The following is a 22,628-nucleotide window of genomic DNA, read 5'->3' as shown; positions in this document are numbered from 1 at the left end:
AACCCACCCCTCCATCTATGCTAAACTATACTCAAATCACCCTGAAAACCAACATCCACAAGGAGGACATCCATTATGAAAATCCAACCTGTACAAACCAGCCATGCACCTGATGCCATAGGCCCGTACTCTCAAGCTGTGACAGTTAACGGCTTCGTTTACACATCCGGGCAGATCGGTCTTGACCCGGAAACGATGGAGATGGTGGCAGGCATTGAAGCTCAGACCCACCGCGTCATGAAAAACGTCAATGCGGTTCTCAAAGCAAGCGGAACTTCCCTCAAGCAGGCAGTTAAACTGACGATCTTCCTGCAGGACATGAACGACTTTGCTACGGTAAATGAGATTTATTCTTCATATTTGTCTGAGCCATACCCTGCAAGAAGCGCGGTGGAAGTGGCCAAGCTGCCAAAAGGGGCACTGGTGGAAATCGAAGCGGTTGCCATTAAGGAATAATTCTGTGACAAAACTCTGGGACGGAGAACAGATAGTAGGAGAGGGGGCGGCCGCTGACCTGATTGCCGCACAGTTCCCCGGGTTCATTCCAGTTACTGTCCGGAAACTTGATCAAGGGTTCGATAATACCGTCCACCTGGTCAACGGTACGTATGTGTTTCGTTTTCCAAGGCGTCAGGTTGCGACAGCCCTTTTGGACACAGAAGCGAGACTGCTGCCTGAACTTCCGACATTCGAAGGCATTGATATTGCCCGTCCAGAATTTTTCGGGAAGCCCTCTCATGGCTATCCTTGGCCGTTTCTTGGCTATAAACACATTCCGGGTAAACAAGCGTATGATCTTTCAGAAAAAGAACGGGCTCATTCAGCCAGACCACTGGGTGAATTTCTTAAAAAACTCCATAATGTTGATGTGAAGCCCGAGTGGAAAGTACCGGAGGACTATCTGCACCGGACAGACATTCATAAGCGCCTGCCCAAACTCCACTCGTATATTCAAGACATCAAAGGAACCGGTGAAACAGCGCTATACCAAAAGCTTACCGGTTATGTGGAAACCATAGACACAAACGGCTTGACTGACTCCTATAAACCAACTCTTGTCCACGGAGATCTACATATCAAGAACGTACTGATTGACCCAAAAGAAAACCTTTTAAAAGGAATCATCGACTGGGGAGACGTTCATAAAGGAGATCCGGCCGTTGACTTGTCCTTTGCATACAGCTTTCTGCCTCCGGAAGCCAGACCGGCGTTTTTCCACGCCTACGGGGATGTGAGTCAGGCTGTAAAAGTAAAAGCGCAGTTTGTTTCCCTTTGCATTAGTACGCTTCTTTATCTGTACGGCTGTGATTACAAAGACTACAATCTTTCACACGCAGCCAGTCAGTCTGTTACCAGGGCACTAGTGATCTGACTTTTCACCCGGATCAAGGTAGTTCGAAGGCTTTATCCACCGGTCTTGGATTTGCTTTTCGAATACCTACGTGATATAGTGAAGAAGATTGAAAATCTGGATATCGAAAAACATTTTTTCCGGCCTCGTAAGGATTTTGGAGAAACATGGTTTTACGGTAATTCAGTTTTCACGAATTTTCTTTTCTTTTAAAGGAGGCCGTCAATTATGACAGGTAAAGTAAAATGGTTTAACTCAGAAAAAGGTTTCGGTTTTATCGAGCGTGAAGACGGAGACGACGTTTTCGTACACTTCTCTGCGATCCAATCTGAAGGTTTCAAGAGTCTTGAAGAAGGTCAAGACGTTGAATTTGAAATCGTTGAAGGCGACCGCGGACCACAAGCAGCAAACGTTGTACGTCTGTAATTTAACTCGATTCCAATAGGAATAAACGGGCATATTCCAACGTATCAGGAATATGCCCTTTTTAGTGCTTACGGGGGCCACCCCCGGGGCAGTATATATAATAACGGCTCCGCCATTGATACAGCCTGGTTTTGCCCGGGTTTTCTTTATGCCTTTGTTATAGAAGGTCTCATTTAAAGTGAAAATAGAGGATAGATTACGCTCATCCTGAACATAAATGGATAATAATAGAAGTCTCCATGATGGTTGTTACTAGAAAGACGGGGGACAGATTATCCCTTGTTCATTTTGAACACGCGTGAACGTGGAGAGCTGTTGATTATATAAATTTAAAAAATAAAGGAGTTCGGTTTTTTTGACAGTTTTTGCAGAATTAGATATTCATCCGATGATTTTAAAGTCTTTAGATCAAATGGGGTTTGAAGAAGCTACCCCAATTCAAAAGCAGGTGCTTCCGATTGCCAAGGCTGGAAGAGACGTTCTTGGTCAAGCACAAACAGGTACAGGTAAAACGGCAGCATTCGGTATCCCGTTAATAGAAAAGATGGAACAAGAAGCGCGGCACCCACAAGGGATCGTTCTTGCGCCTACACGTGAACTTGCGATTCAAGTAGCTGAAGAGCTTAACAAACTCGGTCGTTACAGCAACGTTCGCTGTCTACCAATTTACGGAGGACAAGAAATTGGCCGTCAAATTCGCGGGTTGAAGAAAAACCCGCAAATTATTGTTGCAACACCGGGGCGTCTTCAAGACCACATGAGAAGAAAAACCATTTCTCTTGGCAACATTAACACTGTTGTGTTGGATGAAGCTGACGAAATGCTAAGCATGGGCTTCGTAGAAGAAATTGAAGAAATTCTTGAGAGCGTGCCGGACAACCGTCAGACATTGCTTTTCTCTGCTACAATGCCTCCGCGCCTGCAGACGATTTTGAACAAGCACATGAACAACCCTGAGCAAATCAAGGTTAAAGCGAAGGAAATGACGGTATCGAATATCGACCAGCGTTACGTAGAAGTACAGGAACGCCAAAAGTTCGATACACTTTGCCGTTTAATCGATATTCATTCTCCGGAACTTGCCATCATTTTCGGTCGTACAAAGCGTCGTGTAGACGAGCTGTCTGACGCACTTTTCCAACGTGGTTATGAAGTAGAAGGGATCCACGGTGATCTTCCGCAAAACAAGCGTGACAAAGTGATTCAGAAGTTTAAACAAAAGCGCATTGAAATTCTTGTAGCGACAGACGTTGCTGCTCGTGGACTTGATGTTAGCGGCGTATCTCACGTGTTTAACTTTGACTTGCCACAAGATCCTGAGAGCTACGTTCACCGTATTGGACGTACAGGTCGTGCCGGTAAGCACGGTATGGCATTCTCCTTTGCAACACCACGTGAGAAAGAGCATATCAATATCATCGAGAAAACAACGAAGAAGAAGATGACGGTTGAAAAAGCACCAACTCTTCAAGATGCCAGCGTCGGCCGTCAGCAGCAGGCAGCAGAGCAGCTCCTTGAAGTCGTAACGGGCGGCGATTACGCAGACCTTACGGATAAAGCAGAAGAGCTTCTTGAAAACTACGATGCCGTTACATTGGTTGCAGCAGCCCTTAAAACGGTAAGCAAAGAGTCATCCAATGAAGTGAAAATCACCTTGACCAGTGAGCCGCCTGTACGCATTAAGCGTGGCTCCGGACCTAAAGGCAAAGGTGGCGGCGGCTACCGTGGAGGAAACAAAGGCGGCAACCGCAGTAATGACCGTCATCGTTCCGGTGGAGGGAAAGATCAGCGCCGCGGCGGAGGAAACCGTCCTGAAGGCAAAAAAGAATTCTCTTTTTCCGGAAAGCGCCGTAAAAAATAGTGAAGATAAGCCATGGACTTTATATAGGTCCATGGCTTTTATTATAATGGATGTGTTAAAGGTCATTGTTGACCTTTAACAATGTTGATGATGCGCGGCACTCCTGCGGGAGCTGGAGGCTCACCGGCGCCCATGAGTGCAATAAGCGTAAACCAACTATAATAAGTCCAGGTGAAAACGGGTATATGAATAAGATAATGAGAATGGAAATGAGGGAGCTTACATGCTTGAACAAATTTTATCTGACATTGTCGTCAGTTTTATTGTCGTTGCCGTCCTGTTCCTGGGGGTCCTTTTGATCAGCAACTGGGTGTTTTTAAACCGGTTCAGAGAGGACGTCCTCTATTTGAAAAAAGGACAGGATGAAGCAGGGGAGAAAAAGGTGGAGGAACTGCCAAAGGCTCTTGTTACGTACCTTTCAAAAGTGAACATCGCCTCACAAATGGATCTTAAACAGGCTTTCATCACGTATGAAGGGTTCCACCGTGGGAAACAAAAAGGACCGCTCGTTCCTGTAAAAGGGGAGCAGTTCTTTTTAACCGACCGGCCTGCCTACATGTGGATGGGATTTTCAAAGCTGAATCCGGTTATCCGCATGAGCAGCCTGGAAAAATTAAAACCGGAAGAAGGAAGTTCTTTTACCCGTCTGTGGTCCGTATTTCCGGTTAACAAAGCATCGGGGCCGCAAGTGATAAAAAACCACAGATTCCGCTATGCTGCAGAGATGGCCTGGTTTCCTCAATCCTTTGTTCATAACAACTCGTTGATTTGGACGGAAAGCGGGGAAAGGGAAGTGAAGGGAGAGTTTGACGGAGTTGAACCGTTGAGCTATACGCTCACCTTTAATGAAGAAGGTCTCATTGAGCAAGTACAGGCAGAAGAAAGAGTCAGAGATGGTCAAAAAGAACGGTGGACTGTTCATTATTCAAATTACAAAGCAAATCAGGATAACGTACTTGTCCCGTACCGCGTTGATACGTTTTGGAACACAGCCAACGGAGACGTTCACGACTCGAGAATCTTCTTAAAGACTGTGCATTACGAATAAAAAAGACCAGACAGCCTTTAGGAGGCTGTCTGGCTTTTTAATGAGTTGGCGGTTTGCTAAAGGTGGCGGCTTAATTTTATCATGGGTTTGTGTTAGGGGAGGGTGGATTTTGTCGAAAAATGACTAATTCTCTTTAAAGTGTCCAAAGTTCTGCATAAAAGGTCAGAAGTTCTCCATAAATCGTCCAAAAGTCTGCATAAAAGAGCAAAGTTCTCCATAAAACGGCCAAAGTTCTGCATAAAGAATTTCAGAGTCTCAGAAATCAGCCTCAGAGTCACCCAAATTCGTCCCAACTACTTCCTAACATCCCGAAAGCATCCATAAACAGCCAGAAAATCTGCCTTACCTGAAAAAAACCGCCCCTCTCAAAAAAGAAAAGGGCGGTTCTGTAATGGTTAAGTCATATCTTCGGGAGAAATAGCTTCTGTTGCATTCATTGACTCATGAGCATCCTCGATGGCCTGCTGAAAATAGCGGTTTCCCATCGCTTATTGCTCCTATATCTCTCGTACTTTATACTCTTTATCGTATTTTACAACCTGCCAATTTTTTAATTCCGGGTAATCTTCCAAATCTCTTCAAGGACAGGCATTTCCCTCTTTTCTTCATCCGTAACCCGGTCCCAGACAATTCCCTTAGGCTTTTCGTATGGTGTGTTTGTAGCAAACACCTCATGTTCCGTAGCGATGTAATCCACTGCAAGGTCATATTCGTCCCTGGGAATATCATCTTTTACAAGCTGAACAGCATTGACGGTTCCGATCACAGGGATTTCAGGGTTGCCCAATTCCCGGAGAATGGCGTATTCGCGGTCCGCATAGCCTTCTCCTTTTCCGAGGCGGCGTCCGTCGCGGTGAAGAGCGACAGATCCGACTACGAGGAGGTCGATTGGAGGCAAGGCGTCAAGGGGAGTTACTTTTCCATAGCTGTTCATATGTTTCAAGCTTGCCGCTTTCCGTTCTTCCCCCGGAGGTACGTGAGCCGGATCGATTATAACAAATCCGTCCTTCAGGCGGGGAGTAGGGATGAGCAGTGTCTTTCCATCCTTTAGTACCTGTGCGCGTATCGGCAGCTGCGGTGAGTCGGGATTAACTTTTACAACCTTTGCATTTTTATATACGTCGAGGCCGAACACATGTCTGGCAGCCGCTTCAGCCCCTTTAAAATTAGGTATTCTTCCTCTTAACGGGAAAGGAAAGCGTCCGACTTTTTCCTGTTCCATTGTCTCCCATACAGTTTCGCGTATTTCATGTTTTGATTTTGTCACTGTTATCCTCTCCCATAACATAGGTTGTCTTTCTGTAGTATACGATGTCCATTGGGAAAATCAAACATTGTTTCACGTGAAACGACAAAAGAGCCGAAAGGGAGTGACCTTTCGACTCTCAGGTTTCTATACCTCTGACGGATCTTTTACAGTAAAGGACGGCAGGGGATCGTGAAATTCAGACCAGTCCTGTTTCATTTCTTCATCGGTAAGGACGCATTCGTCCAGGGACCGGCTTACTTTATCATCGTCCATCTCGATGCCGATAAAAACAATCTCATTGGCGCGGTCACCGTAAGGCTCTTCCCATCCCTTTTTCAACTCAGGGTCCTGGGCAAATAACTGTTGCTGTTCTTCTTCTGGATAAGAAGCGATCCAGTCCCCGGCTGCGGAAATGGTGATGGACCCGCCAGCCTGGGAGAGAAGACCCGCCATGTCATTGCGTGTGGCAGCCCAGAAAAATCCTTTCGCGCGAATCACGTCTTCCGGCCAGTTTTCCAGCCAGTTCATGAGGCGCTCGGGGTGGAAAGGGCGTCGTTTCCGGTAAACAAACGAAGAGATACCGTATTCGTCCGTTTCAGGTATGTGTTCTTCATTGAGTTCTTTAATCCATCCTGCGCTGTGGCTTGCCTTTTCAAAATCAAAGCTTTTCGTATCAAGAACCTCCGTAAGAGGGACATTGCCAAAAGAAGAGCTTATGATTTTGGCATCAGGGTTCAGCTTTGTCAGAACAGCTTTCAGCTGAGTGGCATCCTCTTTACTTATTTTGTCTGTTTTGTTTAATACAATCACATTGGCAAACTCAACCTGGTCAATTAACAGGTCCACAACATCTCGATGATCTGTTTCATCTACACCTTCGCCTCGTTCCACCAGGGTATCGCCGCTCGCATAATCGTTCCAAAAAGAATAAGCATCAACAACGGTCACCATTGTATCAAGTCTGGAGATGGCCGTGAGATCCACATTCATGTCTTCATCCATATACGTAAACGTCTGGGCAACGGGAACGGGTTCGCTTATCCCTGTTGACTCAATGACGAGGTAATCAATATCTCCTGCCTGAATCAGCTTTTCAACTTCAAGAATCAAGTCTTCCCGGAGAGTACAGCAGATACATCCGTTTTGCATTTCTACGAGCTTTTCTTCCGTCCGGGAGAATCCTCCCTGATTAATCAGATCACCGTCAATGTTGATTTCGCTCATATCATTGACGATAACGGCAACTCTTTTATTATCCCTGTTGGCTAAAATATGGTTCAGTAATGTTGTTTTACCTGCTCCGAGAAAACCGCTTAAAACCGTAACAGGTACTCTTATCTTTGTCATTGGATCATCTCCTTGAAATGGTTGATAAACAAAATCATTACGATCTATAGTGCGTGCTGAACGATACGGCCGGCACCTCGTCTGGCACCGGATATATTTCTGGCAGTAGGGCCGAGCTCGAGCTCCGCCAATCCGCCCATCAGATAGAGGTGATCACACCACTCAAGACTTTCAGAAACGACAGGATAACCGCACTCAGCGCACTTGAGCTTATGGTCTTTTATCAGAGGTTCAAGCCAGTTCATACCCGGTGCTTCCTGTATAAAACCGGTAGCCAGAATAACAGTACGGGTCTGATGAAGGACGTTGTTATCCCCGTATAAAGTAATAATGCCGTCTGAGGTTTGTGCTGCATGTGTAATGTCTCCATGGTTAATCTTAAGTCTGCCGGAACGTTCCAGATGCAGAAGGTTCATGTGCAGCTCCTGAGGAATCGATCCCCGGTGTCTGGCCTGACGAATGATCCGGCGTCGCTTGGCGAGATCATTGACTTTTTGAAACCGGCTCATGTTTTTAGGACCCATCCATCCTGAATCGCTGTCGAACTCATGAATACGGAAGGGGTGGCGTTTAAGAAGGGTAACATTACCGGGCTCTTGACCGGCCAGTTTTACAGCAAGGTGTGCTGCGGTAATCCCGCCGCCGACAATGGTAACCGGCCCTTTTATGGAATCCGTGTCCAGATCTCTGTCAAATACATGGGCAACAGCGGAAGGGGAGTCACTTCTGATCTCTTTTGCCCACTCAGGCCAATATGGCTGTTCGCCAAGCCCGATAGCAGCGACGACGTGTCTGGAGTCTATCAGTCTTCCATCAGATAAGCGGAGCTGCCAGTGGTTACGGACTTTTCTTATCCCCGAGACACGGCTTTTAATCCAACTCTGGTTCAGGCCACGGTCTGTAAGAACAGTATCTGAATGAGCATTAAACATTTGAAGAAGCGGGCGTTTCCGCCTTCCGAAAAACGGCTTTACAAACTCTTCTTTTTTCGCATAGGAATCAAGAGAGAAGGGGGATTGCGCAAGGTGATGAACGAAGGGCGATCTCAGGTAATCCATTCCTATTTTAGACGTGCAGTGTTTCCAGTTTGCCAAAGGCTCTTCATTAGGGTCAATCACGGCAATCTGAGCAGGTTCTACACCGGAATCAGCAAGGAAACTGGCCATAACAGCTCCTTGTATGCCGCCCCCGATAATCGTCCAATTAAACACATCACACACCTCCACAATGTTGTAAAGCGAAATTATTACGATTTAAAGTGTACGTTACTCTGTTGTTTTTTGCAATAGAAGAAAGCTAAAAACGTCCGGAAGAGTAACTCCCCCGAACGTTTTGACCTATTAATTAAACAATGTCAATGTTTTCATAAGGCGTACAGCAGCTTCATAAAGGAGCGGTTCTCCGTTTATCATGGCTTCTTCAAGTGCCATCGGGCCGGTTGCGAGTGGGTGAATCACGCTCACGCCGTACTTCTCGAGCTCCTCGCTCCCTTTACCGATGGTACCTGCAAAGGCAACCAGTGGTATACCATGACGTTTGGCGAGCTTTCCAAGGCCGACAGGCACCTTTCCAAACAGCGATTGTCCATCTACTTTTCCCTCACCTGTAATAATCAGATCAACAGAAGGGAGGAGTTCCTCAAGTCTGCTCTCTTCAACAACCAATTCGAGGCCAGGTTTGAATGTGACATCCAATAAGGAATGAAGCAAGTAACCGATTCCCCCGGCAGCTCCACTCCCGGGTGTCTGTATTTCATTACGGCCTGTGTGGTTTGATACTACGGTGGAGAAGTGTCTCATGCCATCTTCAAACCGTTCCAGAAGTTCCGGTGTGACCCCTTTTTGAGGACCGAAAACAGAGATGGCACCATTTGGGCCGAGCAGAGGGTTTGTTACGTCAGAAGCCACTATGATCGTAACATCATGAAGCCTTTTGTCTAAACCAGAGGTTTCAAGGGCGGCGATTTGTTTCAGGTTCCCTCCTGGATACCTGGTCAATTCCCCATTTTTGTCGTAAACACGCAGACCAAGTGCCTGAAACAGGCCGACACCGGCATCAACGGTCGCACTGCCGCCGAGTCCCAAAATAACGGTTTCAGCCCCTAAGTCCAGTGCTTCTTTTATTAATTCACCTGTTCCATAGGTGGAACAGGTGTGGGGGGCAAGCTCTTCTGGCTTTAGTAAGGGCAGGCCTGAGGCGGCGGCAGTCTCGATGACTGCCGTTTTTTTGTCTGGAATCCATCCGAATTCTGCGTTAACGGGACGAAACAGGGGATCGTGCACTTTTTTCGTAATTCGTTCTCCCCCTGTAGCCGTCATGATGGCATCAACTGTTCCTTCTCCTCCGTCTGCCATGGGAAAAGAGCGGGTCACTGCATGGGGAGAAACAGCCTTAATGCCACTCTCAATGGTTCTAGCCGCCTGAACACTCGAGATCGATCCCTTAAATGAATCAGGGGCAATCAAGATGTGCATCTCTAATCACTTCCCGTCTGTAGTGTTATTAAAAATAGAGTTATTTTTTCACCCAAATGTACTGATAAGGAGCAAGTGTCACTGCTTTGCCCGTGCGCTCTCCTGTGAAGAGGTCAGTACCTGCTTCCGGCAGGTCGACAGAAACGTGTTCATTGGTTACGTTGACAACAGCGTAGACAGTGTTACCTGTTTCTGTATTTGTACGTTTCAAAGCAAACACAGAGGCACCAAGATCGAGAACCTGCTGATCAGCATATGGGGAAAAAGCAGATTCATTCCGGCGGATGCGTACAAGCTCCTGCATGCCTTCGTAAATGGACTTACGATACGCATCTGTATTTAATTCGTCAGCAATTCTTTCGTATTCAAGCTTTTCTCTGTTAATGCGGCGGTTGATTCCTGAAGCTTCAAGTCCTGCATAGTCATTTTTGGAGCCCAGGAGAGAGTGATAATAAATCGCCGGCACCCCCATGAAGGATGTAAGAACAGAGTGGGCTGCAAGTGACTTCTTAACAGCTTCTTCATCCGATTCACCATCTCCTTTATTGACCAGGGCTTCAGAATAATTAATATTCAGTTCGTAAACGGACTCTGATCCGTCGGGGTTGCTTTTATACGAAACACGGCCGCCGTTTTCCCGGACTTTATCAACGAGCATCTGCTTGTCTTCCTCGGAAAGAATCCCTTCTGTGGGGCGCATGCCGATGCCGTCGTGGCTTGCGAGAAAATTAAAGTAGGTTGCTTCGTCAGAGACCTTCCCGATTGTTTTTGCCCATTCTGTCATTTTTGTGCTGTCGTGTGTTGTGAGTGTATACAGCATAAGGGGCGGGAGAGAGAACTGATAAACCATGTGCGCTTCGTTTTCCCCGTCACCAAAGTAGCTGATATTTTCTTTATGAGGGACGTTCGTTTCAGTGATGATCTGTGTTCCTTCTTTGAAGTAGTCAAGAACAAGGTGCCACAGCTCTATAATAGCGTGTGTTTCCGGAAGATGGATACTTGTTGTTCCCGAGCGTTTCCACAGAAAGCCGATGGCATCGAGTCTGATACTTGTGCCGCCTTTTTGTGCGTACTCAAGCAGGATGTCCGTAAGCTCCAAAAGAACCGGGAAATGGCGGACGTTTACATCAACCTGATCTTCACTGAAAGTGGTCCAGGCTGTTTTAGTCCCGTCTTTCCCCTCATATTCATGGTAAAGATGAGAGGTGCGGGGCCGGACGACACGGCTTGTATCAAAGCTGTCGTCTTTTGGAATAAAGTAGCCTCTGTATTTCGGATCATCGTTCAAATAGCCCTTAAACCATTCGGATGATTTTGAAATGTGATTAGCGACAAAATCGAACATGAGCCTGTAGTCTTCCGACAAAGCTTCAATGTGTTCCCAGTTTCCCAGTTCAGGATTGATCTCGCGGTAATCCGTAACAGAAAAGCCGTCATCTGACGTGTAAGGAAACATAGGCAGTAAATGAACGTCGGTGATCGTTTCACCGATATTATTTTTCAGGAATTTGTGCAGAGTTTCCAGCGTAGGTCTTCCGTTTTCATAAAAGCTGTCTCCGTAAGTAATCATATAAACGTTTCGCTCGGAAATAGGGCGGGGCTGTTCAAAGTTCCTGGATTCCCAGCTGGAAACAAGGTCCTTCATGCCTTCCATATACGACTTTTCGTATTCGTCCCCGTATATAAACCGGAGCTTTTCTTCTATTTGTGAAAGAAGGGTTTGTTTATCCACTGCTATCATCCTTTTTAAAAAGTAATTTCCGCTGAATAACCGGAGGGTGTAATGGAATGAAAGGGTAATCCGGAAGTTGGACCAACCTCTGAATTACCCCCTATGTTTTAAATTTTGGCTGCCCTGAAAATACTATTTCGGGGCATTTATTCTCAACCTCTTAGCGATGTTTCAAGCTTCGTTGAATGGGAATACGCTCCCTTTCCGCGGACTCGCAGAGCCTCCTCTGGGCTTCGCCATGTGGGGTCTGTCTCGCACTTCCGCAGAAGTCTCGCATATGCCGTTCAAATTCAACGCGTCGAGAACCAGAAGATAAAGGTAACCTTGCCGAAAAAAGATCCGTATGCCTATGTTCGTGCTCCCTGGTGTGAAAAATCAGCATGGGTGTATGTTTCCACATAGATTGTTGTTTCAACATAAGAAATGGAGCGAAAGGCGGCGACTCCTGCGGGAACAGCATCGTCTGAAGACCCCGCAGGGTGGTTTTCCCGAGGAGCTGAAGCGGTGCCCGCGGAAAGCGTCCGCCTGTAGCGTAATTTCCCTTGTGAGGGTAACAACCTTTAAGAAAAGAGCATCATCTTAACCGTTACATATCCCCGTGCAGGAACGTCAATAGACCGGCCGGTTACTTTCTTTTGTTCTTTTTCATTAAGATCACAGACAATCAGCTCGCCCTGGAAGTCTTCGCATGTTGTCTGAAGAGGCTGATCGGTTGGGTTAAATAACCGGACCATCACGCCATCCTGGTCGTGACCGAGCTTACACATACTCATTTTCACTTTTTCATTGGTGAAGGAGAACAAAGAGTATTCCGGTGCAATCCCTGTTAATGGATATGGAATCTCAAACCGTTCAAGACGCTCTTCAAACGTGTTAAGTGACTGCTTCTGATACGTATCGTATCTTTTAGTGTATTCATCAGCAAGAGAGAACAACGTATTTGGATCATGGGTTTCGCTTTCGAACACATAAGCATATTCAAAAGTGAGATCCTGCTGCATTTGTGCATCCGGTGTGTAAACCACCTTATTATTTATTCCGGAAGCACGCCCCGGACGCCAGGCAAGATCGTCCCTCCCCAGAAGACCCACAGAGCGGAAAAGGGTGAGTGAAAGAGCAGAGTCTTCCTCTGTGACCTGGTATTCTTTCAGTCCTTTTGTAATAACAGCAGCCATGCCGTTACCATTGGCTACCCCTGCAAAGTTTTCAAGAGGGTAGATGGAAACCGGTGCTTCCGCATAGCCTTTTTCTTTCCAGTTGCTAAAATGCGGATTCTGTACAGGACGTTCTATTAAGCTGAATCCCTGATCCGCAAAGGAGTGAGAAGGGTTGTCCGCCCCCGTGGCAAGATTAACCCGGACCCGGTGGTCTTTTATCTGGTTGTTGATACGGTGAACAATCCTTACGTACGATTCGCCCTCACATAATGTAAGAGTTGTACTGATTGAAAGAAGGGCTGTTTCTTCTTTTGTTTTTCGTTCTTCAAGATTTGCAGGTACAGAGCGCGCGTGCGTAACGGTCATTGTCTGACTGTGAGGGCCTGATTCGACATCTGTAAGTGTCCCTTCCGTCAGCCAGTAGGGCTCGTCATTTTCCAAAGGTGAATAGTCATACGAATCGCCTGCGTCGGCTCTGTTTTCAAAAGTGAGCAGGTTTTCGATTTGTTTACCCGACCGTTTATCTGTAAGGGTAAGCCGGCCGTTTTTGAATGTAATGAGAAGATTGTCATTCTCAATTTGCTCTTTGTTTGCCGGTTCTTTTAGACCGAGGTCACCGTTTTCTTCTTCAATAATGAATGTTTGATAGCCTATCGCCGGGATCTTCGTATTTGTAAGTGTCACTTCACTGCGGTAGTAGCCCGGCTCTTCCACTTGTTTTTCCCCTTCAGCAGTGACAACGATCTTTGTTCCGCCGCTGATGTAGGACTGGGAAGTGAGCTCTGCAGGAATAACATCGCCATCACGGGTTTTCACGGAGAACACTTTTTCCCTGGTGAAAATAACGGATTCTGCGGCTTTTTCAGCTGCAGCCGGAGTGAAGTTGAATACCGTTAAAAGATTGTCGCGGCCGATTTCGCAACTGACGGCTTCGGTAATTTGTTTCTTTTTTAAGTTGATGAGTCCGTCACAGATCCGTTCAACTTTCTCCAGACGCACCATAATATCGTTATTCGTATCGTCTGAATTACAGCCGCCGATCGAGTCGTGGGCGTGAACATCGAACAGCTTTTTCCACATTTCGTCCATCCATGCCTGAGGGTAGCTCAGACCAAGAGACTTTCCGATGACACTTAACGGCTCAAGGATGGTGAGAAGCTTGTTTTCTACACGGTAATTCAGCTGTTTAATGTCGTAGCGCTGAGACCGGATGGTGTTATGAATCCGGGACTTCTGGGAAGCAATCAGTTCGCCTTTAATATGATTTTCGAACGCGTTTTCATCTGACCATGCCGCCTCCATGAAAGATTCATAGTCGCTCAGTACATACTCCCGCTCCGGGTCTTTCTCATTTAGCCTGCGGACTGTTTCAGGGAAATGTCTGCGAACGAGAACCTGATCTCCTCCGGATGGAAGGAGGACATTAGATGTACCATCATTTAAATCACTGAGCTTTTCAAGGATGGGTACAAGCCGTTCGTTAAAATAATCATCTTCATCTGATAAAAACTTACCCGGGCCGTACCCGTAGTACATGTTGTTTGTTTTTACTGATTCGCCATCAGGTGAAGTCCAGTGGAAATTCATGCTTCCTTTCAGCTCATCTGTATAAACCCCGCGCTGCAAAATGCTGTAGTCAAGACCGAACCCTCTGAAAATCGATGGAAGGTATGCATTCTGGCCGAAGATATCGGGAAGGTAGCCGATATTCATGTTGTGACCGTAATCCTCTGCGATACGGGTACCGTAGAGGAGGTTGCGGATCATGGACTCTTTGTTTACAAGAAGGGAGTCCGTCTGGGTATACCAGGGTCCGATAAACAGCCGCTTTTCTTTTACCAGTCTTGACACACGTTCTTTTTCATTGGGACGTCTGGCAATATATTCATCGATAACAGAAGCCTGGCCGTCAAACATATATGCGTGGTATTCAGGGTCCTCATCAAGTACATTTAGCAGGTAGTCCATATTTTCAATTAATAACACATTGGAATCTTCTATTGTAAAGTACCATTCGCGGTCCCAGTGGGAGTGAGGGACCACGAATACGGTTTGTTTTTTTGATGACATGTAACATGCCTCCTGAAGTCTGTTTTAAATCTTGCTGCTTAAGCTGATTTGCGTTCGTTGCGTACCATCAGGGCATAGCGGACAAAGATATTGGCAAAAGCAATGAAAAATGCACCGACAGCGAGTCCGATAAAGTAAGCCCAGAAGCTTTCTACCAGTGGCCAGCCCCATACTGCCGGAAGCGGATACCATTGAACAGCACCGAGGAATACGGCCGTACAAGCTCCGATCACAGCCCCGAGGATGTTAATCGGAATGGTGATCAGCGGGTTTCGGAGCATAAATGGAATGGCTCCTTCACTGATGGCAATAAAACCAAGCAGCAGTGACGTTTTACCTGCCACATAAAGGTTGGCGTCAAAGACACGGCGGCCAACGGTATAACGGTCAAGAAGAGTAGCCAGTCCAAGACCGATTGGCGGAATAACAATCGCAAGAACGCGTGGTGTTAACGGGAAAATCTGATCTGCGGCAAGACCGATGGCAATGGCACCGGCTGCCTTGTTTACAGGTCCGCCTAAGTCAAACGCTGTGGCAGAAGCGATAATGGCTGATAATACCAGTGTTCCAGAGCCCTGTGCAGACTCAATCAGGTTTGTGATCCCCGCATTTAAAGCCCCGAATACAGGGTCTACGAAATAAAAGTTGATCAGGAAAATAGACAATACACTCACTGCAGGAATGATGAGCATCGGCTTCATGGCCTGCAGGTTTTTATGGAGTTTAATTTTTTCATTCAGAAACTTTGCAGTGTAACCGGCGACAAGACCCAGAAACAGCGCTCCTAAAAATCCGGATTCAACGGCTCCTTCAACACCCCAGTACTGGAAGTGCATGCCTGTTGCAAAAGCACCGCCGATAAAACCTGCTACAATACCGGGACGGTTGGCAATAGAGAAGGCGAGAAACGCTGCAAAAACAGGGTACATAAACTGAAATATTAAAGCACCAAATTTATCAAGGTGATGCAGTAACACGAATAGCGGGTTTTCATGAGTGGCAAAGCTCGGCTCATGAATGTCGTTCACAAGTCCAAACGGCATAGCCCCGAGTTTTGCAATTCCAATCATTAAACCGGCAGAGACAATGACGGGAATCATGTACGAGATACCCGTTAGGATCCCTTGTCCCATTTCCTTCAAGAGGCTGGTCTTTTCTCCGTTACCGGCACTGCTGCCTTCATCGCCTTCCACCTGAACGGTTCCATCAGGACTGTTTAATGCTTTATCAATAAGTTCAGGTCCTTTTTTAAGGGGTTCAGCAACCCGGGTCTGAACATAAGGCAACCCGTTGAAGCGCTCTTTTCCCCGGGGGGTAATGTCTGTAGCGAATATGACGGCATCTGCTTCTTTAATGTCCTGTGCAGTCAGACCATCTTCAATTCCGTTGGCACCTTGCTTTTCCACTTTTACCTGGATACCATTTTCACGACCGGCTTTTTCAAGGGCTTCTGCTGCCATGTATGTGTGGGCAATCCCTGCTGCACAAGCAGTAATGGCAACCACTTTTTTACCGGTTACCGGTTGTTGTGGAGCCTCCGTGTCACTAGTTTTGTCTGCATCAAGGGCTTCAAGAAATTCAGAGGCGTTTTTAGCATTGAAAAGGTTTGCATAATATTCCTCATTCATGAGACGGGTGCTGAGTTCTGAAAGAATCTTCAGGTGTGTCGATCCGCCTTCAGATTCAGGAATCGCCAGAAGGAAAACGAGCTCTACCTTGTTGTTTGGGTCAATGCTTTCCCAGTCTGAAAGAGGGCGGTTCAGTCGCGCAACGGCAAAAGCCGCTTTTTTTACAGAAGGTGATTTACCGTGGGGGATGGCCAGGCCTTTCTCCATGCCCGTGGCTGAGACTTCTTCACGCTCGTAAACGGTATTCAGGAAATCCTGCCTGGATGTTAAAATACCTTCTTCATCAAGGGCATTTACCAGTTCTTCAAGTACTTGCTGTTTCGTTGACCAGTTCACATCAAAAAAGATAAGGTTTTCCGATGTTTGAGAACGCAGTTCCATGTTGGTCACTCCTTTTCTATCGTTAAATTTAAATAGTAATGTCGACATGTTGCATTACTTTATTTTGTCCAGTGCTTAAGTAAAACGCTTACACATTATTTGTAACATGAGATACACCGGTGTGAATGTACAGTCACTGTATATATGTACAGTCTGTAATTTGCGCTTATTTGTACTATAATAAATAGGACTGCTGTTATTGAGGCGGTGTTAGCCGGAGGTGCTGACTTTCGGCCCCTCACAGAAACTTCATGCAGCCAATCTGAAAGAAATCAGGTGCCGTTTTTATGGGAAAAATTACGACTCATTTTGCAAACAAAGTACCAGCCCTCAGCTACACGGAAAAGCACGTGTTGTATTTTATCGACGCTCACCTTCCGGAGGCAAAGGGGATGGCTCTTACAACGCTTGCCAAAGAAGTCAACGTCAGCACCACATCCGTTATCAGGATGTGCCAAAAGCTTGGTTTTGACGGATTTTCGGAGTTTAAATATGCTTTAAAGGAATTAGGAGAGGAAACAAGGAGAGAGGTAACGGACAGTTCGATCTCCAGATTCCATAAAGATTTAGAAAGTACCCTTTCAAACCTCGATGAGAAGGATATAAACAGAATCTGCAGACGGATGAAAGAAGCGGACCGGGTGGTGATCATAGCAGTAGGGCTGTCCAAAATGTTCGGTGAGTACTTCAGCAAACTTCTTATGCAGGTAAACAAGCCGAGTATGTATATTTACGAATCCCATATGATTGACTTGTTTTCCAACAAAGTGACTAAGGGAGATTACATTATTTTTATTTCTTCAAGCGGGGAAACTAAAACGCTTGTGGAAACGGCGGACAAAATGACCCACCAGTATGTTTATACAGCGGCTATTACAAACAACATTAACTCCACCCTTACCACACTTGTAGATGATTCGATCAGTACACAGGTGGAGCGGGCGGAATATGGCGGTTATGACCTGACCGCACGTTCACCCCTCGTTCTCCTGGTTGATCTCATTTTTGAATCCTATATAAAACTGATTATTGAAGAGTAACTTAAGATAAAAGAGCATTCTGACACACGCAGATTCCTATCGGGGACTGCGTGTTTTTTTGTGTGGTTGGAGCTGTACCTCGAAACAGAGAAAACGGAGAAATAGTGCCGTTTTTTTCAAGCATAGCCATGAAAAACCGATAAAAGAAAATGAAAATAGTACCAATTCATATGATGTCAGGTATAAGGTCTTTCTTCAATGTGGTTGTTATTACCCTTTATTTTAACAACGCATCGTGCGAAGTTGAACGGAATACGCGACACTCCTGCGGAAATGCGAGACAGGCGAGACCCCACAGGGGCAAAGCCCCGAGGAGGCTCGGCGCGAGTCCGCGGAAAGGGAGCGTATTCCGTTCTACGAAGCTGAATTTCAATGAAGGATTATTGCTCCTTACTACTTCAATATTCAGGATAGGGTAAAAAACAAAAAAACACCCGCCTGGAACAATCCGTTCCAGGCGGGTGAATACATTAAAAGATCAAATGAGCAACGATTGTAATAATCGGCAGTGTAATCAGTGTACGAAGCAGATAAATAATAAGCAGGTCACGGAACTTCACCGGAATTTTTGATCCAAGAAGAACTCCCCCGACTTCAGAAAGATAGATCAGCTGCGTAACGGACACACAGGCAATAATAAAGCGGGTCAATTCACTTTCAATACCAGAAGCAAAAATAGCAGGGAGGAACATGTCTGCAAAACCGACAACCAATGCCTCCGATGCAAGGGCAGCTTCAGGAATCTGCATCAAATTCAGGATTGGAATAAACGGAGCTCCGAGCCATGAAAAGACAGGAGTGAACTCGGCCACTACAAGGGCAAGTGTACCGAAAGCCATAACAACCGGTGCCACACCAAGCCACATGTCGAGAACGTTCTTACCGCCGTCTTTCATAAATTCTCCCGGCCCTTTACTTTGAGCAGCACGTTTTTTTGCCTGCTTGAATCCCCAGGAAAATGCATTATAGCCTTTTGGAATCGACTCATCAAGCTGGCTTTCCTGACCGTTTGCATAAGTATTCGCTTTTCTTGACAGCGGTGGAATACGCGGCATGATCAGTGCAGCAATAAATCCGGCTAATGCAACTGTTCCATAAAACTGGAAAAACATATGCTCAAGGCCGACTTCCATAATAACGACCAGGCTGAATGTAATGGAAACAACAGAGAAGGTCGTACCGATAACAGCCGCTTCACGTTTTGAATAAAAGCCTTCTTCGTATTGTTTACTCGTTAACAGAACCCCGATAGTCCCGTCCCCAAGCCATGAAGTAAGGGAGTCAATCGAAGAACGTCCCGGTAATTTAAAGAGGGGGCGCATAAGCTTCGTTAACAATGAACCAAACAGTTCGAGTAAACCAAAGTTTAAGAGCAGGGGCAAAAACAGCCCGGCAAACAAAAATACTGTGAAGAGAAGGGGAAGAAGCCCGCCCTCCATTAATAACAAGCCGCCGGTATATTCGTTGTATACTGCTTCAGGTCCGATCTGGAAGAACGTCATAATTGCAAGAACGAAAGCAACAAAACGAACAATGAGCCAGAAAGGACCTACAACGAGAAGCCTCTCAACAAACGGTGTATTGGAAAAGGTCTGAGGTTTTCCTTTTTTCATTAAAATAGCAATGAGTGAACCAATAAAGCTGAGAGAGATAATAATCGTTAAAATTGCCGGAAGCACAGAAGCGAGTGTGTCTTCTAATAAGTTTGCCAGTATAGCAACGGGAATTGTTACTTCACCGTCAACGGGTACCGGTGTCATAAACAACCCGATCCCAATTAATGAAGGAATTAAAAATTTCCAGAAAGAACCGGATTGTGATGTATCATGTTTTTCCTTGTTCATGTCAGTCACTCCTGTTGGATGTCTATTGTCATAGTATGATAGTATCGATAATTATTCACTGATGAAAATATTAATACAATTTGAGTAAAAATACAAGATAATTTTTAAATAAACACTATGCTGCTAAAGTAATTTTATTATAAAGCGCTTACACATAAAGCGCAATAAAACGCTCCGCCACCAGAAAGACCGGCAGCAGAGCGTTCCGCAAAGTGGTCATTAACTCGCAGATCTTGCCCTTTCTTTTTCTTCCCTGGCTACTTTCAGGAATCGGTTGGTTTCAGCAACAACGACTCCGGAGAGACCGAGAAGACCGATTAAGTTAGGTACAGCCATTAACCCGTTCAGGACATCGGCAACGCCCCATACAAAGCTCAGTTCAGTGATTGCACCAACAAAGATCATGAGTACAAAGGCAAAACGGTAGAATTTAACCGCATTTCCTTTCACCAGATATCCAAAGCATTTCTCACCATAGTAAGACCAGCCGAGGATAGTAGAGAAAGCAAAGAATGCAAGACCGATGGCTACAATCATGGAACCGGCACCACCGAGGAAGAACTCAAATGTTGCAGCAGTCAGGTCAGCACCATTTAAATCTCCGCTTGCATACATGTTACCCATGACTATCGCGATACCCGTGATGGAACAGACAACAATTGTATCAATAAATACCTGCGTCATAGAGACAAGTGCCTGACGGCCAGGGTAGTCAGTACGTGCGGCAGCTGCAGCAATTGGTGCAGAACCAAGACCCGCTTCGTTTGAGAAGACCCCTCGGGCCACACCCCAGCGGATAACAGCACCAATGGCACCACCGGCCACTGCTTCTCCTGTAAACGCATCAGTGAAAATCAGCCCGACAGCAGCAGGTACAAGGTCAAAGTTTTGAATCATGAGAACAAGACCGGCGATAACATAAAATAATGCCATAAACGGAACAAAGTAAGCCGTAACTTTACCGATACTCTTAATTCCGCCAAGAATAACAAGGCCGGCTAAAACAGTAAGTACCACACCTGTGAGCCAGAATGGCACATTAAAAGACGATTCCATGGCGCTGGCTACAGAGTTGGACTGCACCAGGTTTCCAATACCAAATGCAGCTATGGCACCGAATACTGCGAAAAGAACGGCAAGCCATTTAAGCTTAAGTCCTTTTTCAATGTAATACATCGGACCGCCGGACATTGTACCGTCTGCGCCTTCTTCCCGGTACTTAACGGCGAGAATGGCCTCTGCATACTTTGTGGCCATCCCGAACAAGGCGGAGATCCACATCCAGAAAACAGCCCCCGGTCCTCCGAGAACAACGGCTGTTGCCACCCCGGCAATGTTACCGGTACCAATCGTAGCAGCAAGAGCTGTCGTTAATGCCTGAAAGTGAGAAATGTCCCCTTTTGACTTCTTATCCTGGCTTTTTGGATTGAAGGACAGCTTCAGTGCATAAGGCAGCATCCGAAACTGCAGGAAGGCAAGCCGGAATGTCAAATAGATTCCTGTCCCGACAAGAAGGACAAGCAAAGGCACTCCCCAGACCAGATCACTTAAAAAGCCAATAAAATCGTTTAATTGTTCCATCATTCTCCCCCTTTTTATCTTTTATCAGACAAGTATAATAGAAAATTCTGAAAAGTAACAGAATTTAACTATTCATTTTTAAAAAAAATTGATCTGGTCAATGAAAAGTTGATTACTAATGTCTTCGTGACCAAAAGATGACTTCTGTCATCATAAAGATATGTTCAGATTAAAACATGCATGCAGGCTGTACTTAAAGCAAATAACAGCACGACTCTCTGTCGGAAACAGGAGGATAATAGAAACTTTTAGCCTTTAGGCACGATGACTGTAAAAGAAGTAGTGTTTCTTCCTGTCGTTTTATATACTGTTGTTTGTAGCTTGGAAATAATGGTGTAATTTGTTTTATATGAGAGGCGGCAGGGCATGAAAAGAAGAGGGGTTGTCCAAACGGACCATTTTCTGGAAGTGGCTTTTTCGATTACGAGGTGGATCTTTCTGGTTGTTGCGTTTGTTGTCTACGTCTTTTTCACAGGGCCGGCAAATGACAACCACACTGCCTTTAGTTTGCTTGTGATATTCGGTCTTGTCTATATGTCTGTCACCCAGGTGTGTCTTCATAAGGTGAAGAAGGGTTCGTCGCTTTACGCCTGGATTACAAAGGGCGGTGTGGTATTCGATTTCATTGCCTACCCGTGGCTTGTCGCCATTACAGGCCGGTTTATAAGCCCGTTTATACCTGTCGGCTACTTGATTGTCCTTCATGCTATTCTTTACTGGCGTTACACAGGGGGGGATTCTGTCAGCGCTGGTGATCAGTACAAGTTATACAGGAATACTCTTCTATCAGGGGTTCTTGTTTTCCGGTCATGAGATGGTGGTCTACCTTTTGAATATTGGCGTTCTGTTCTTGTTTGCGATTCTTGGAGGCACAATTATCTCCCGTGAGCGCAAACATTATGCTGAGAGAATAACTTTCGAGAATATGGCAAAAGGGGATTATCTCACGGGTCTCTATAATCACAGGACGTTTCAGGAACACTTGAGGGAGCTTCTTGAAAAAAACGCCCCGCTCTTTCTCGTAATGTCAGATATTGATAACTTTAAATCTATTAATGATACATACGGACACGTTACCAGTGATCATGTTTTGAAAAATATCGGCAACTGTCTTAAAGAATTACCGGACGGGGAGGCGTACCGTTGCGGAGGAGAAGAGTTTGCCATGATTATCACCACTGCTTCCGGCCAGTTGGTCCAGGAGGGTATAAAAAACATCAGCAGGATAATTGAAGAAACGAACCGCGAGCTGCTTCCGGAGTTACGGGTTACGATGAGTTTTGGCTTCAGCAGGTATGCTGGGGAGAAAGCAGAATCCTTTATTTCACGCACTGACAAAAAGCTGTACGAAGCAAAAACAGGCGGGAAAAATCAGGTTGTGGGATCTGGATAAAAAAAGACAATTTATTAAGAACAAAGAACTACTTTTGTGCGGTGAA

17 protein-coding genes are annotated in these 22,628 nt (G+C 45.8%); 8 read left to right on the top strand and 9 right to left on the bottom strand.

Annotation, left to right across the window (positions count from 1 at the left end):
* Window positions 1-75 precede the first annotated feature (75 nt).
* From EBO34_RS14565 to EBO34_RS14545, 5 genes are all read left to right on the top strand, one after another.
* On the top strand, window positions 76-456 hold the full coding sequence (locus EBO34_RS14565) for a RidA family protein (protein ID WP_122899795.1): 381 nt from the start codon (window positions 76-78) through the stop codon (window positions 454-456).
* A 4-nt stretch (window positions 457-460) separates the two neighbouring features.
* Complete coding sequence (locus tag EBO34_RS14560) at window positions 461-1,372, top strand: phosphotransferase (protein WP_183163889.1); 912 nt, start codon at window positions 461-463, stop codon at window positions 1,370-1,372.
* A gap of 204 nt (window positions 1,373-1,576) precedes the next feature.
* Complete coding sequence (locus EBO34_RS14555) at window positions 1,577-1,777, top strand: cold shock domain-containing protein (RefSeq protein ID WP_183163903.1); 201 nt, start codon at window positions 1,577-1,579, stop codon at window positions 1,775-1,777.
* A 355-nt stretch (window positions 1,778-2,132) separates the two neighbouring features.
* Window positions 2,133-3,638, top strand: a complete 1,506-nt coding sequence (gene cshA, locus EBO34_RS14550; RefSeq protein ID WP_249414102.1) for a degradosome RNA helicase CshA — start codon at window positions 2,133-2,135, stop codon at window positions 3,636-3,638.
* Window positions 3,639-3,861: 223 nt separating this feature from the next.
* Window positions 3,862-4,686, top strand: a complete 825-nt coding sequence (locus EBO34_RS14545) for a DUF6544 family protein (RefSeq protein WP_122899789.1) — start codon at window positions 3,862-3,864, stop codon at window positions 4,684-4,686.
* 550 nt (window positions 4,687-5,236) lie between these two features.
* Here the strand turns inward: EBO34_RS14545 and EBO34_RS14540 are convergent.
* The 7 genes from EBO34_RS14540 to EBO34_RS14510 form a co-directional block, all read right to left on the bottom strand.
* Window positions 5,237-5,953, bottom strand: coding sequence for a 5-formyltetrahydrofolate cyclo-ligase (locus EBO34_RS14540; protein ID WP_283234592.1), 717 nt, complete (start codon window positions 5,951-5,953; stop codon window positions 5,237-5,239).
* A gap of 126 nt (window positions 5,954-6,079) precedes the next feature.
* Window positions 6,080-7,282, bottom strand: a complete 1,203-nt coding sequence (locus EBO34_RS14535; RefSeq protein WP_122899786.1) for a GTP-binding protein — start codon at window positions 7,280-7,282, stop codon at window positions 6,080-6,082.
* Between the two features lie 44 nt (window positions 7,283-7,326).
* Window positions 7,327-8,493, bottom strand: a complete 1,167-nt coding sequence (locus EBO34_RS14530; protein ID WP_122899784.1) for an FAD/NAD(P)-binding protein — start codon at window positions 8,491-8,493, stop codon at window positions 7,327-7,329.
* A 129-nt stretch (window positions 8,494-8,622) separates the two neighbouring features.
* Window positions 8,623-9,756 (bottom strand): glycerate kinase, encoded by a 1,134-nt coding sequence (locus EBO34_RS14525; RefSeq protein ID WP_122899782.1) that lies wholly within the window; start codon window positions 9,754-9,756, stop codon window positions 8,623-8,625.
* 40 nt (window positions 9,757-9,796) lie between these two features.
* Window positions 9,797-11,488 carry an alpha-amylase family glycosyl hydrolase gene (locus EBO34_RS14520; protein ID WP_122899780.1) on the bottom strand — a complete coding sequence of 564 codons (1,692 nt, stop codon included), beginning with the start codon at window positions 11,486-11,488 and terminating at the stop codon, window positions 9,797-9,799.
* Window positions 11,489-12,048: 560 nt separating this feature from the next.
* Window positions 12,049-14,715 carry a glycoside hydrolase family 38 N-terminal domain-containing protein gene (locus tag EBO34_RS14515; protein ID WP_122899778.1) on the bottom strand — a complete coding sequence of 889 codons (2,667 nt, stop codon included), beginning with the start codon at window positions 14,713-14,715 and terminating at the stop codon, window positions 12,049-12,051.
* Between the two features lie 38 nt (window positions 14,716-14,753).
* Entirely contained in the window at window positions 14,754-16,724 is a 1,971-nt protein-coding gene (locus EBO34_RS14510; protein ID WP_122899776.1) for a fructose-specific PTS transporter subunit EIIC, read from the bottom strand.
* Window positions 16,725-17,011: 287 nt separating this feature from the next.
* Between EBO34_RS14510 and EBO34_RS14505 the strand changes: the two genes are divergently transcribed.
* A complete protein-coding gene (locus EBO34_RS14505; protein ID WP_122899774.1) occupies window positions 17,012-17,764 on the top strand; it encodes a MurR/RpiR family transcriptional regulator in 753 nt (250 codons plus the stop codon).
* 470 nt (window positions 17,765-18,234) lie between these two features.
* On the opposite strand, the gene EBO34_RS14500 is transcribed toward EBO34_RS14505, so the two are convergent.
* On the bottom strand, window positions 18,235-19,608 hold the full coding sequence (locus EBO34_RS14500; protein WP_122899772.1) for a YjiH family protein: 1,374 nt from the start codon (window positions 19,606-19,608) through the stop codon (window positions 18,235-18,237).
* Between the two features lie 219 nt (window positions 19,609-19,827).
* A complete protein-coding gene (locus tag EBO34_RS14495) occupies window positions 19,828-21,192 on the bottom strand; it encodes an alanine/glycine:cation symporter family protein (RefSeq protein ID WP_122899770.1) in 1,365 nt (454 codons plus the stop codon).
* Between the two features lie 363 nt (window positions 21,193-21,555).
* Here EBO34_RS14495 and EBO34_RS20485 point away from each other — a divergent pair, with 363 nt between their 5' ends.
* Window positions 21,556-22,002: a hypothetical protein gene (locus tag EBO34_RS20485; RefSeq protein WP_142996795.1), complete on the top strand. Its 447-nt coding sequence runs from the start codon at window positions 21,556-21,558 to the stop codon at window positions 22,000-22,002.
* Between the two features lie 16 nt (window positions 22,003-22,018).
* Window positions 22,019-22,582 carry a GGDEF domain-containing protein gene (locus tag EBO34_RS14485; protein WP_183163887.1) on the top strand — a complete coding sequence of 188 codons (564 nt, stop codon included), beginning with the start codon at window positions 22,019-22,021 and terminating at the stop codon, window positions 22,580-22,582.
* Window positions 22,583-22,628: the final 46 nt, after the last annotated feature.

Origin of the sequence: Alteribacter keqinensis (genome assembly GCF_003710255.1) — a bacterium.
GTDB classification, from domain to species: domain Bacteria; phylum Bacillota; class Bacilli; order Bacillales; family Salisediminibacteriaceae; genus Alteribacter; species Alteribacter keqinensis.
This window is presented reverse-complemented; position numbering and strand designations above follow the sequence as displayed.